Here is a 13086-nt window from a genome sequence, read left to right as displayed (position 1 = left end):
GCTTGAGGGCGTGCGCGAAGCGCACTTCAAGAACTGACTCCGCACGGTTGTCTGAGCAGAGCGTAGCGGCGCGAGTTCCGGGCGGGCCCTCAAGCTCTGAGCAGCGCAGGGAACCCGCAGCGAAGCGAAGGGCGGTGCGGTCGGGGGGAGCTCTTTGGTTACTTTCTGGCGGGTCAGAAAGTGACTCGCCCGCCGGGGCGAAATCCCGGCACCACTCGTGGCACCAACCAGAAGGTGCACAGACATGACCGACCCAGTCCTCGCCCTTTCCGGCATCCACAAATCCTTCCCTGGCGTCAAAGCCCTGACGGACGTCAGCCTGCGCCTCTACCCCGGCGAAGTCCACGCGCTGATGGGCCAGAACGGTGCCGGCAAGTCGACGCTCATCAAGGTGCTGACCGGCCTCTACACACCCGAAGCCGGCTCCATCACCCTCGATGGCAACACGATCGCCCCAAGACGCACCGAAGAAGCCCAGGCCCTCGGCATCCAGACCGTCTACCAGGAGGTCAACCTCTGCACCAACCTCAGCGTGGCGGAGAACATCTGCGCGGGGCGCTTCCCGCGTAAGTGGGGCCGCATCGACTGGGCCGCCGTCAATGTCGAAGCCAGGCGCGTCCTCGCGCAGATGGATCTCGACATCGATGTGACGGCCGCGCTGTCGCGCTACTCGCTGTCCGTGCAGCAGATGGTCGCCATCGCCCGCGCGCTGCGCGTGCAGGCGAAGGTGCTCATCCTGGACGAGCCCACGTCCAGCCTGGACGACGCCGCCGTGCAGCGTCTGTTTACCGTGCTGCGCCGCCTGCGTGGTCAAGGCCTGGCCATCCTCTTCGTCACCCACTTCCTGGACCAGACCTACGCACTGGCCGACCGCATCACGGTCATGCGCAACGGCGAGACCGAGGGCGAGTACCTGGCGAGTGACCTCAGTCGCCTGGCCCTCGTCAACAAGATGGTGGGCGCGCCGCCGGACCAGCAGCCCACCCGCCTGGACAGCCGCGCCCCGAAAACCGGCGCCCCTGTCCTGAAGGCGCAAGGGCTGGCCCGGCACGGCGCGCTTCAGCCCCTCGACCTGGAACTCAGGCGCGGCGAAGTGCTGGGCCTGGCCGGCCTGCTGGGCTCCGGCCGCACCGAGGCCGCGCGCCTGCTGTTCGGCGCCGACACGGCCGACGCGGGCCATGTCGAAACCGGTGAGCACAGCGGCCGCTGGCACTCACCGCGCCAGGCCATCGCCGCCGGCATCGCCTTCTGCTCCGAGGACCGCAAGCACGAGGGCGCCATCCTTGACCTCTCGGTGCGCGACAACATCCTGCTCGCACTGCAGGCTAGAACAGGCCTTCGCCTGGTCATGAGCCATGAGCAGCAGCAGGCTCTGGCCGACGACTACATCAAGCGCCTGGGCATCAAGACGGCCAGCGCCGACACGCCCATTGGCCAGCTTTCCGGCGGCAACCAGCAGAAGGCGCTGCTCGCCCGCTGGCTGGCGACCGAGCCCACCGTCCTCATCCTCGACGAGCCCACGCGCGGCATCGACGTGCGCGCCAAGGAAGACCTGATGGACGCGGTCCGCGCGCTCGCCCACAAGGAAGACGAGAACGGTCAATTGGGCATGTCCATCCTCTTCATCTCCTCCGAACTGCCCGAGGTCCTGCATTGCAGCGACCGCGTCGTCGTGATGCGCGACCGTCGCGCCGCCGGCGAATACCGCCGCGGCGAGCTGGACGAACGCAGCGTGCTCGAGGTCATCGCCGCCGAGCCCGCCACCGCAACTGCTGCATGAATTCCCAGAATCTCGCCATGTCCACGCCAAGCGCCCCCTCTGCTGTTTCGAGGGCCTGGAAGCACCCCCTTGCGCGGCCCCTCGCCGCCCTCGCGCTGCTGCTCGCCGTCGCCGCCATCTTCGTGCCGGGCTTCCTGCACCTGGAGATCAAGGACGGCCATCTCTACGGCAGCCTCATCGACATCCTGCACCGCGCCGCTCCGCTGATGCTCGCGGCCTTGGGCATGACGCTGGTCATCGCCACGCGCGGCATCGACGTCTCGGTGGGCGCCATCGTCGCCATCTCCGGCACCGTGGCCTGCGTGCTCGTCGGCTCGCACGGCCTGGCCGTCGCCTTCGCCGCCGCACTCGGCGCCGCGCTGCTCTGCGGCCTGTGGAACGGCCTGCTGGTGTCGGCCCTGGGCCTGCAGCCCATCATCGCCACGCTGATCCTGATGGTCGCCGGCCGGGGCCTGGCGCAGCTGCTGACCGACGGCCAGATCATCACCGTCTACGAGCCCGCCAGCTTCTTCTGGCTGGGCGGCGGCTATCTGCTGGGCCTGCCGGTGTCGCTGTTCGTCGTCGCCACCGTGGGCGGCCTCACCGCGCTGCTGATGAAGCGCACGGCGCTGGGCCTGTTCATCCAGACCGTCGGCATCAACCCCGTCGCCGCACGCCTGGCGGGCGTGCGCACGGCGGCCATCGTCTTCTTCGTCTACGTCTATTGCAGCCTCGGCGCGGGGCTGGCCGGGCTGATGATCTCGTCCAACATCAAGAGCGCCGACGCCAACAACGCCGGCCTGCTGCTGGAGCTGGACGCCATCCTCGCCGTCACCCTCGGCGGCGGCCAATTGAGCGGCGGCAAGTTCAGCCTGGCCGGCAGCCTGATCGGCGCGCTGATCATCCAGACGCTGACGTCCACCATCTACGCGATGGGCGTGCCGCCGCAGGTCACCATGGTCGTCAAGGCCGTCGTCGTGTTCGCCGTCTGCATCTCGCAGTCCTCCGCGTGGTCCACCTGGAGGAAGGCATGAAAGCCTTGCGTGCGGCCATGGCCGCCCCCTCGTTCACCAGCTGGGTCAGCGTCGTGCTGATGGCCGTGCTCTTCATCGCCGGCGCGGCCAACTACACGGGCTTCGCGTCCACGCAGGTCGTGTCCAACCTGCTCATCGACAACGCCTTCCTGCTCGTCATCGCGGTGGGCATGAGCTTCGTCATCCTGTCCGGCGGCATCGACCTGTCGGTGGGCTCGGTGCTGGCCCTCACCACCATGGTCGCCGCATGGCTGCTGCAGGTCGCGCAGTGGCCGGCGGAGCTGGTCATCGTCGTGGTGCTGTTAGGCGGCGCCGCCTTCGGTGCGTTGCAGGGCGTGGTCATCCACGTCTTCAAGCTGCAGCCCTTCATCGTCACGCTGGCCGGCATGTTCCTGGCGCGCGGGCTGTGCTTCCTGATCAGCGTAGACAGCATCACCATCGACGCGCCGCTGTTCGTCACGCTGTCGCAGACGCAGATCCCGCTCTTCGCTGGCGCCTTCCTGTCGCCCGGCGCGGTCATCGCGCTGGCCATGCTGGGCCTGGGCCTGTGGGTGGCGCACTGCACCGCCTTCGGCCGCACCGTCTACGCGCTGGGCGGCAGCGAGGCCTCGGCGCTGATGATGGGCTTGCCCGTCGGCCGCACCAAGGTCGCCGTGTATGGCCTCAGCGGCTTCTGCGCCTCGCTCGCCGGCCTGCTGTTCGCGTTCTACATGCTCAGCGGCTACGGCCAGCACGCGCAGGGCGTGGAGCTGGACGCCATCGCGGCGGTGGTCATCGGTGGCACCGTGCTGACGGGCGGTTATGGCTATGTGGCCGGCGCGCTGTCCGGCGTGCTGGTGCTGGGCCTGATCCAGACGCTGATCGCCTTTGACGGCACCCTCAGCTCTTGGTGGACCAAGATCGTCATCGGCGCGCTGCTGTTTGTCTTCTGCGCCGTGCAGCGCTTGCTGTCCCTCAAAAAGGTGGCCGCCTGATTGCCGCCTGGAGCCACCGATGAAAAAGCTTTGCGCATCGCTGTTGGCAAGCCTGGCGAGCCTGGCGCTCGCGGCGGCGCCCGCCTGGGCCGCGGGCGAAGACGAATGGCATTCGCTGTTCAATGGTCGCGACCTGTCCGGCTGGACGGTCAAGCTCAACAAGCACCCGGTCGGCGAGAACTACGCCAACACCTTTCGCGTCGAAGACGGCGTGCTCAAGGTCAGCTACGACGGCTATGGCAAGTTCGACGAGCGCTTCGGCCACCTCTTCTCCAACCTTGCCTACTCGCACTACGTCCTGCGGCTCGAGTACCGCATCACCGGCAAGGCCGTGGCCGACGCACCGCCCTGGGCCAAGCTCAACAGCGGCGTGATGATCCATTCGCAGTCGCCGCTGACCATGGGACTGAACCAGGCCTGGCCGGTCAGTATGGAGTTCCAGTTCCTCAGCGCCGGCGCCACTGCGGGCCGCCAGACGGGCAATGTCGTCACGCCCGGCACCAGCGTTGAGATCAACGGCAAGCTGCGCACCGACCACATCATCGACTCGACCTCCAAGCTGTTCCCGCTGGACGAATGGGTGGCCATCGAAGTCGAAGTGCGTGGCAACGAGGAAGTCATCCACCGCGTGAATGGCGTCGAGGTGCTGCGCTATCAGCATCCGCAGCTCGACCCCAGCGACGACAGCGCCAAGGCCTTCCTGGCTGCGGGCGCGCCGCTGCAGTTGTCGTTCGGCCATATCGCGCTGCAGGCCGAGTCGCAGCCGGTGTGGTTTCGCAATATCAGGATCCGCCAGCTCGTTCGCTGACGGCATCTGCTGAAGAAAGCTCCAGACCCATGTTGAAGCGGATCGTTGTTTCTGCCGCCGCCTTGCTGTGCGGCCTTGGCGCCGCGCAGGCTGCCACCAACCCGCTGTTCGCGCCGCTCTACACGGCCGACCCCGCCGTGCTGGTGGATGGCGGCCGCGTCTACCTCTTCGCCGGCCGCGACGAGGCCCTGCCCGCAGGCAAGGACTTCGTCATGAACGAGTGGCGCGTGTTCTCGACCTGCGACATGGTCACCTGGCAGGACCACGGCGTGCCGTTGAAGGCCAAGACCTTCTCCTGGGCCAAAGGCCGCGCCTGGGCGTCGGACGTCGTCAAGCGCGACGGCAAGTACTGGTTCTATTCGACGGTCGAGCACGCGACGGTGCCGGGTTTTGCAGTGGGCGTGGCGGTGTCGGATTCACCCACCGGCCCCTTCGTCGATGCGCGCGGCTCCGCGCTCATCACCAACGACATGACCAAGCAGACCGACATCGCCTGGGACGACATCGACCCGACCGTGTTCCTGGACGACGACGGCCAGGCCTGGCTGTACTGGGGCAACACGGTGCTGAAGTACGCCAAGCTCAAGGCCAACATGACCGAGCTGGACGGGCCGATCACGGCCGTGCCGGTGAAGGACTTTGTCGAGGCGTCTTACCTGCATAAGCGCAAGGGCGTGTACTACCTCAGCTACTCGCAGCACTTCCCCGAGGAGACGGCCTACATGACCGGGCCTTCACCCACCGGCCCGTGGACGCCACGCGGCGTCATCATGGCCAAGAACCTGAAGACGCCGACCATCCACCAGGCCATCTTCGACTTCAACGGCAAGAGCTACATCGCGTATCACAACGCGGAGCTGCCGGGTGGGGGCGAGTACCGGCGGTCGGTGGCGATCGAGGAGTTTTCGTATCGGGCGGATGGGACGATTCCGTTCATTCCGCAGACGAAGGAAGGACCGAAGGCGAATCCTTCGGTGGGGTGCAAGCCCTGAGGTGTTTCGGTTCGGGTTGCTTTAGCGGAGAGCGTGTCTGCTCGCTGCATTGCCGGGAGTCCGTCCCGGCGGCCGGGTAACTTTCTTCTGCGGCGCCAGAAGAAAGTCACCAAAGAAGAGGCGCTGAACCGCACACCGTCGCGATGCCGCCGTGAGCGGCGCGCGAAAACGACCGGCGGCGTTGTGCCCAGACGCGACCCGCTTCGCTCTCGCTGCTGTCCCTATGAAGAACGCCATCCATTGCCCCTTCACGCCGGTTAACGCCGGCTGCACGCCGGGCTCATCAGGAATTCGAAGTCAGCGTCGCTCGGGCGACGCTCGCGGTAGTCGCCAACGCCGCGGTTGCGCGGAGAATCGTTGTCGTTCATTGCGTTTACCCCCAGCCAAAGGGCTCGCCGCTACTCGGCGACTTTGGAATTCCGAACATACTTCATAGCCAATCCAGACTTATAGAGTCGGCCAGTTCGCCACCAACCGGGGTAGCCGGGGCGATCTTCAAAGATTCCCAGCTGCTTCATCCTGCTTAATGAATTCCGTATCTGTTCACCGGCGTAGCCGGTTCTAACAGCTAGATCTTTGACGATGTCCTCTACGTCGAACGGTGTCTTTAGGCCGGAGAACGCATCCAACAGCTTATTCACGGCATCGCGATTCGCCGTGTCTTCACTCTCAAGCTCAAGCAGGTTGTGAAGTTCGGTCCGCACTTCGTTGATGAAAGCTGTTGAAGCTGCGTCGTAGGAGCGCAAAACAAACGTGCTTTTTAGCCTATTCCCCTGCAGCGCATCGGAATGGTCAGGCGCATCGTTCATTGTTCGCAGGAAGCCATCGAAGAGCCGGGGGTAGAAGGAGGCTTTTGCATCACTCTCCCCTCCAGCGTCAGAGAAATAGGTTGCAAAGAACGTAGTCGTCTTAATCTTGTTTCGCTCTAGATCCTTGGGAAATATTTCGAGCAGCAACTCCTCCGCTTCTAACTCGCTGAGCGCGCCGCGAGAGAGGCGTTGGAGATCTTTGTCAATCTTGTCCCAGACGCCTCTGAATGTGGTCTTGAACCATGACAAGCTATGAATACGAGCTACAGAAAAGTTCAAAATCGACTTGCGGTCCCATCGCAGATCCAGCACGGATCCTTCAATCTGTTGCTCTATATTCTGCGCAGCACTTTTATGCAAGTCGGAGCGCAGGAACAGTCGAATACTTAGTGCGTTTGATATGACTTGGCTGTACCGCACAGTGCCAAGGAACCGGAACAATGATTCGACAAATAGACGAAGCTTGGCAGCAGGCACCGCCGTCTCAACGCCATCTATCAGAAGCACACGACGCGCGCTCCAGTTCATGGAAGCGATAAGAGCTTCAGTATTGGCAGCGGTCGCTTCCTTACGAAGTTCGCTAATTGAAGTCTGCGACAACGCCAGAACTTGCTGATTCAATGATGACGGGTCCGAAGGGTCAGCGTTGAGGGCGCCCAACAACAAGGCCCACCAGAACGTTTCGTAGTCGTCCGCACTTCGTTGAAGCAGTGCATTAAAAGTTGCGCCACCGCTGGGAATTCCACCCCCGGCGAAGTCTTGTGCGACCAATAGTGGTGTCCCAAATCCACCCTGACTAAGTTCCTTAAGAAGTCGCGTCTTACCAGTTCCCTTGCGACCAAATATGTACAGAATTCGGCTATCAACACTAAAGAGTCGAGCGATGTCTGGTGTCAGGATGAAGAGACCTTCATCAGTGGCACCGCTTTTTGTCAAAGTTGGTGGGTTGATTTCCTTTCCGACCTCAATCCCTAGCACTTCCCTAAGTTGGGAAAGAGCCTTTCGATTCATCGACCCCAACTGCTGCGGATCCAGCGACGTCTGGCCGAGCAAGCTTGCGTCATGGTTCCATAGAACCCAGTAGCGTTGCAGTTCGGAAGGATCAATATCCTCCTCGGTTGTCAACGCATCGGATAGGCCTTCAAGCAGACCCTCCACAAACTTGCCGTGCCTCTGAAGGAAGTCGCCGGCCGTTTGCTTTGGATCGAGCGAGAAAGTTACAAAAGCACCGGGAGATTGGCGGTCATGAGCTAGGAGCGCGCGTAGCGCGGATGAATGCTCAAGGTGTCTCGACATCCCATCCGGCCGAATGAAGACAACTGTCGGTCCGGGCCATCCCGTTAGCAGAGGAAGAACAGAGGAAGCAAGCCCTGTACGGTGATCGAAAAGTACGTAGTCGTACTTGCTTGAAGCGTTGGCAAAAGACCGGAGCTTGATGGATGCGCGTTCAAGTAGTCGCGCGTCGAGCGTAGAACCTAGTAGGAATCCGGCGAAGTCCAGGTCGTAGTCGATTGACCGCGGACGGCAAGCGAGAAGATCAATCGTGCCTTGAGTGGGATGCCCAACGTAAACGCGAGGGAGGGGCTCTATCTCGTTGCTCCATCCACAGAGGCCCATTAGCGTTGCCGACGTCGTCTCTGCCGCGACGTCAAAGACTGCATCCAGTGAAGGCGCTTCTATGTCCGCATCGACTACAAGAACGCTGAACCCGTCGTCGGCGAGGAGCTTCGCCAAAAGCACAAGAACCGTTGATCGAGCTTGTCCGCCCTTAAAGCCATAGAAGTGAAGTGCTCTAGACGTATCGCCTTCCACGGTCGCTGGCGCCGCGCGGTCGGACAAATGGGCGTACCACGAAAGCCAATGTTGCCCACTCTCTTGGTTGTCTAAGAAGGCGTAGTCAATCTCCCGTTCTCGACGGGTGACTGGTGCCAATTGCAAAGAGCCTCTAGCCACGATGGCCTGAAGTTCCTCTATTGAACAATCGATCTTCGCAGCAAGGATGCTGTGTCGCTCTTCGTTATCGCGCCCTCCAAATTCCTCGTCAATGCAGAGAACGTACACGAGTGGGTGAACGTATCGTAATTCGATCCGACCATTCATGTGCTCTTGAAGACGCCGCAACAGCTGGGATAGTGTTTTCATATCAGCAATGAAAAGTTGGTTCGGAGGAAGGTTCTGATCTGCTGGACTGTGTTTGCAAGCGTAGTCAGCTCACTCTCAGCCGTATGCGGAGTTGTCCATCCGTCTTCGGCGAACCGGCAGTACCTGAGGTACGGATAACTGTTGGCGGGTGCGGTGCGAGCCATCCCGTCCACGCCGTTTACGTGTATGGCCACCAAGTCAGTCCGGAGCTTATTAGTCAAAGTGAGCAAGCTAACTGCGGTCCATGCCTTCGTGTCGATGGCCTTGGCACCACGAAGCTTGTTCAGCCCGTGAACTACATCATGATCCGACAACCCAACTTCATGTTTGATGGCAAGTTCCAGGGCCACGAGCCCACAGTAAGCTCGCAAAAGAGGATCTTGGCTGTTCGCGGCGGATACAAAAGATCTGATATTGGTGCTATGCGGCATATCACTTGACGCTCCTCCCAGACGAGAGGGAAGGTGATGTTACTGACCACTGGCTCATGTGGTCGCTTAGCCGATCAACTGCGGGGCAAATTTAAATAGGCAGTTCCTTCTACGCATCACCATGCTGCATCTCACCTTTGACCTCACTGACTGCTCCGATGGCATCCTCAGGCTGGAAGCCAGTGGCCTCCACGCGAGGCCGAGCATGTCGCCGTGAAGGCTGAGGTGGAGCAGTGCCGACCTGGCCTCTTCAAGCCTGAACATCACTCCCCCACCGGCAGCCCCTGCCGAAACCGCGCCCGCAGCCCTTCGAGCTCCCTCGCGCCAATGCCCAACGCCGCCGCGTCGAAGTCGCGGGTGTCGGGCGTGTGCATCAGCATGGCCTGGGTCTCGTTGACCATCAGCTCCTCGTTGGCGGGGTCGTAGCCCAGTCGGTCGAGGTAGCGGCGCCAGGTTTGGCGCTCGGTTTCGGACAGGAGCTCGGTCCAGAAGTGCCGGCAATGGTCGCGGTAGCGGGCGTCGGTGAAGTAGCGGCCGTGGCTGAGTTCGTGCCTCAACACGGACTCTCGGCGTTGGCCGTCCATGCCTTCGTCCTGCGGTGTGGCGGGGTCGTCGGCCTGCTCGGCGCTGAAGCTGATCAGCGCGCGGTCCGAATTGCCGCTGAACTGGCCGGGCCCGGCCGCCTGCAGCAGGCCGGCGTCCAGCAGCAGCTGGCGCAGGCGCAGTTCGTCGGCATTGAGCGCCACCTGCTGCGTCTGGGCCAGGCTGAAGAACCTCGCCAGGTCATCGGCGCGGTAATCGTGGCCGAGGAAATAGCTGGCCTCGTTGTCGTCCGCAGCGGCCAGGGCGTCCTGCAGCCCGGCGTCCGTCAGCACCTGGTCGCGGCGCGTCCCAGCCTTCTCGATGAGGGCCGCGGCGCGGTTGAGGGCCCGGCCCTGGGCCCACAGGTTGGGGAACTGGATGACGAGCACGGCGCCCTTGCCGCGCAGCCAGCGCGGCTGCCAGTCGGCCGCGGGGCGCAGCGCCAGCAATTCAGCGACCGAGGCTGGCTCGACACCAGGTTGTGATGGCGGCGGCGGCGCCGGCATGCCGCCGCCGGCGTGGCGCATCAACAGGGCGCCGCCCGCCAAGGCGAGCGCGAGGAGCAGCAGGCCCAGCCAGATCAGTCGAACACGGTGGACCGGGCGCAAGGCGCGGGCGCCGCGAGGGCGTCAGCCGCGTGTCGTGACGAAGGTGACGCGGCGGTTCTCTGGCGCGTTGGCCTGGATCTTGTTCAGGGGTTCGGACGAGCCCCTGCCGATGGCGTTGAGGCGGTCGGCCAGGATGCCGTGCTTGCTGACCAGGTAGTCGACGACGGCCTGGGCCCGCTGTTGGGACAGGCGCTGGTTGGTGTCAGCCTCGCCGCGCGCATCGGCATGCCCTTCGACGCGGAAGGAGAAGCCCGCCAGGGTGTCGGTCTGCAGGGCGCGGGCCATCACGTCGAGCTGGCGCTGGGCATCGGCGCTGAGGTCGGCGGCGTTGGTCGCGAAGGTGATCAGCAGGCTGGCCTTGCCGGGGCCGGCCTTCACAGGCGGCGCGCCGGGCTTGCCCGCCGGGCGAAAGCCGCGCATGACGCCGACGCCGCTGGCGGCCTCGGGCGGCTCGATGGCCAGGGCGTCGACCAGGGCCGACTCGGTGACCTGCTTGCCCTTGAGCACGGGGTTGGCAGCGGGGCCGGTCTGCGCCTGCGCCGCGGCGGCGCAGCACAGCATCAGCAGCGAAGCGGACCAGAGGGCGAGTCGTTCGAGAAGAAGGTTCATCGGAAGTCTCCTGCTAGGCGGCGACCGGCCCGGGTGGCCGGCCGACGCTGGTTCATGGTTTGGCGGTGTCCAGCTGGCGCCGCTCGAACAGGTAGTCACCCCCTTGCTGGTGACCGACCGCAGCCGCGTACTGCGGGCGCTGCGGCAGCTCGCGCGCCACCGCGAAGCGTACGCGCTCGAAGACGTTGCCGCCGGGCTGCCAGCCCGACAACTTGCCGAGGGTGTTCATCAGGTTCCAGGCGAAGGGCGAATGGCCGTCCTTGCCGCTGTCGAAGACCGGCTCGTTGCCGCCCGAGGACATCACGACGACGCTGCGGCCGGCCAGCAGAGCGGCCGGGTTGGGCGTGCCAGGCACGGCGCGCAGCCGCTCGCCATTGGCCAGGGCCCCCGAGTAGCAGCTGTCGGAGATCAGGGCCACCTGCGAGGCGTCGATCTGGTTCAGCAGCCGCGTGATGTCGTCGTTGGACAGCCAGCTCTCGGGCTTGTCGGCCCGGCTGTCCACCAGCTGCCAATAGCCGTGGCTCCCGCCCTGGCCCTTGCCCTGATCCTTCGCGTCGACCAGCTCGCCGTGGCCGGCGTAATAGACCACCACCGAGTCGTGCGGCCCGGCCTCGACCGCCATCTGGTTCAGTGCCGCAATGACGGAGGCGCGGTTGGCGTTCTCTATGACCACGGTTTCGTAGCCGAGCTGGCTTTCGAGCAGCGCGCCGACGGCGCGCACGTCGCCGACCGCATTGGCCAGGCTGGGCACGCGCGGGTCCTGGTAGGTGYCGGCCCCGATCAGCAGGGCCATCTTGCGCGTGATCTGGGGCAGGGCCGCCTGTCGCACGGGCCGCTTGGCGAGCTGCGAGAAGTCGGGCGTGGGGGTGGGCACCGGTGCCGCCGCCACGGGCGCCGGCGGGGCCGTGACCGGGGCGGATGCGGTGGGTAAGGTGGGTGCTGCCACCGGCTGGGCGGGCGCAGGCGTCGGCAGCGTCCCGGCGGCCGCCGCGATGCGCAGGGCCTGGGTCTGGCGCTTGAGCGCCTCGGTCAGCAGGCATTTGCCTTCGGCCAGCTCCTGAAGGCTGCGGCAGGCCGGCAGGTCGGCCAGGGTCGGGTCCTGCTCGAGGCGGCGGATGGCCGGTGCGAACAGGCTTCGCTTGTAGGCCTCCCGCTCGCCGAGCAGGTTGACGAGGCCCTCCGAGGACATGTCGCTGACGGGCTGCGGGCCGAAGGCTATCGCCGCCTGGCTGGCGCTGGCCTGGCCGGACGGCGGCGGGCTGCCCGACGACGAAGCCGTCAGGTCCAGCAAGCCGGTGTCGCGCGGCGTGAACGTGGGCGCATCGGGCAGGGAGGCCTGCAGCGCGTGCGCCAGGTTCGCCGTGCCGGTCTGGGCCGTGTCCTGGGCCGGGCTGACGCTGGGGACGATCTGCAGGGCTTGGGCGTTGCGGCTGTCCTGCACGAAGACGTAGTTCGCGGCCGCGAGCCCGCTGCCGTTGATGGCGTAGAGGCCGGGCAGCGCGCTGGTGGCCACGCCGGCCTGGTAGGCCGCGGTGCCGGTGGTGGCGTTGGCGACGGAGTCGCTGCCGAGGAAGCCGTTGACGGTGCCGGTGAAGGTGGGGAAGGGCAGGCCGCTCAACAACACGGCGGGGTCGGCCAGGTAGGTGAGCGTCGCCGGCGTGATGCTGGCCGTGACGTTGCCGGCCGGCGGCTGGAACTGGTAGTTGGCGGCCAGGCCGCCGTTGCCGCCGTTGCTGAGCAGGTAGCTGGCGGTGACGACCTTGCCCGTGCCGACGTTCTTGTCGGCGAAGCTGCCGGAGCCGGCCACACCCACACTCTCGCTGCCGATGAAGCCGGTGATGGCGCTGACGCTGACCGTGGCGCCGGTGGTGGTGTCGTAGACCTTGTTGGCGGCGCTGACGCTGCCGGTCAGCGTGGCCGGCGTGATGTCGGCGGCCAGGCCCGTGGGCGCGGCCAGCAGGTAGTTGGCGGCGTCGAGGCCCGAGAGGCTGAAGCCGCTGGTGCTGACGGCCTTGGCGGTGCCGGCGTTCTTGTCGGCGAAGGCGCCTGCGCCGGCATTCAGCGTCACCCGGTCGCTGCCCAGCGGCGTGACGCCCAGGCCGGTGAGCTGGGCCACGGTCGTGCCGTCGTAGCTGCGGCTTTGCGCCGTGGCGGAGAAGGTGAGCGTGGCGGGCGTGATGTTGGCCGTCAGGCCGGTGGGCGCGGCGAGCTGGTAGTTGCCGGCGTCCGTGCCCGTGAGGCTGGCGCCGCTGATGGAGACCGGCTTGGCCGTGCCGACGTTCTTGTCGCTGAACGTCGCCGTGCCCGCGTTGAGCGTGAGCTGGTCGCTGCCCAGCGG

The 13086-nt window shown here is 65.1% G+C and carries 9 protein-coding genes; 5 read left to right on the top strand and 4 right to left on the bottom strand.

All coding sequences use genetic code 11. The features are described from left to right. Positions 1–244 precede the first annotated feature (244 nt). Genes ACXRVZ_RS26545 through ACXRVZ_RS26525 form a run of 5 tightly spaced genes read left to right on the top strand, consistent with a single transcriptional unit; the run spans position 245 to position 5567 of the window. Entirely contained in the window at positions 245–1780 is a 1536-nt protein-coding gene (locus tag ACXRVZ_RS26545; RefSeq protein ID WP_457424745.1) for a sugar ABC transporter ATP-binding protein, read from the top strand. Positions 1781–1797: 17 nt separating this feature from the next. Beyond that, positions 1798–2793, top strand: a complete 996-nt coding sequence (locus tag ACXRVZ_RS26540; protein ID WP_457424743.1) for an ABC transporter permease — start codon at positions 1798–1800, stop codon at positions 2791–2793. Continuing rightward, on the top strand, positions 2790–3767 hold the full coding sequence (gene yjfF, locus ACXRVZ_RS26535; RefSeq protein WP_457424742.1) for a galactofuranose ABC transporter, permease protein YjfF: 978 nt from the start codon (positions 2790–2792) through the stop codon (positions 3765–3767). Before ACXRVZ_RS26540 ends, yjfF begins: the two co-directional genes overlap by 4 nt. Positions 3768–3786: 19 nt before the next feature. Then, positions 3787–4575, top strand: coding sequence for a 3-keto-disaccharide hydrolase (locus ACXRVZ_RS26530; protein WP_457424740.1), 789 nt, complete (start codon positions 3787–3789; stop codon positions 4573–4575). A 29-nt stretch (positions 4576–4604) separates the two neighbouring features. Then, positions 4605–5567 (top strand): glycoside hydrolase family 43 protein, encoded by a 963-nt coding sequence (locus ACXRVZ_RS26525; protein WP_457424738.1) that lies wholly within the window; start codon positions 4605–4607, stop codon positions 5565–5567. A 398-nt stretch (positions 5568–5965) separates the two neighbouring features. Here ACXRVZ_RS26525 and ACXRVZ_RS26520 read toward each other — a convergent pair whose 3' ends face one another. The 4 genes from ACXRVZ_RS26520 to ACXRVZ_RS26505 all read right to left on the bottom strand — a co-directional run. Next, positions 5966–8518, bottom strand: coding sequence for a hypothetical protein (locus ACXRVZ_RS26520; RefSeq protein WP_457424736.1), 2553 nt, complete (start codon positions 8516–8518; stop codon positions 5966–5968). A gap of 694 nt (positions 8519–9212) precedes the next feature. Next, on the bottom strand, positions 9213–10139 hold the full coding sequence (locus tag ACXRVZ_RS26515) for a hypothetical protein (RefSeq protein ID WP_457424734.1): 927 nt from the start codon (positions 10137–10139) through the stop codon (positions 9213–9215). A 21-nt stretch (positions 10140–10160) separates the two neighbouring features. Next, positions 10161–10748 (bottom strand): OmpA family protein, encoded by a 588-nt coding sequence (locus ACXRVZ_RS26510; protein WP_457424732.1) that lies wholly within the window; start codon positions 10746–10748, stop codon positions 10161–10163. A 52-nt stretch (positions 10749–10800) separates the two neighbouring features. After that, the coding region (locus tag ACXRVZ_RS26505) for a YDG domain-containing protein (RefSeq protein WP_458233045.1) at positions 10801–13086 on the bottom strand (2286 nt) is incomplete at its 5' end.

The sequence above is a fragment of the Roseateles sp. P5_E8 genome (genome assembly GCF_054177665.1).
Note: the sequence above shows the minus strand (reverse complement) of the source record. Positions and strands in the feature narration are given on the sequence as shown.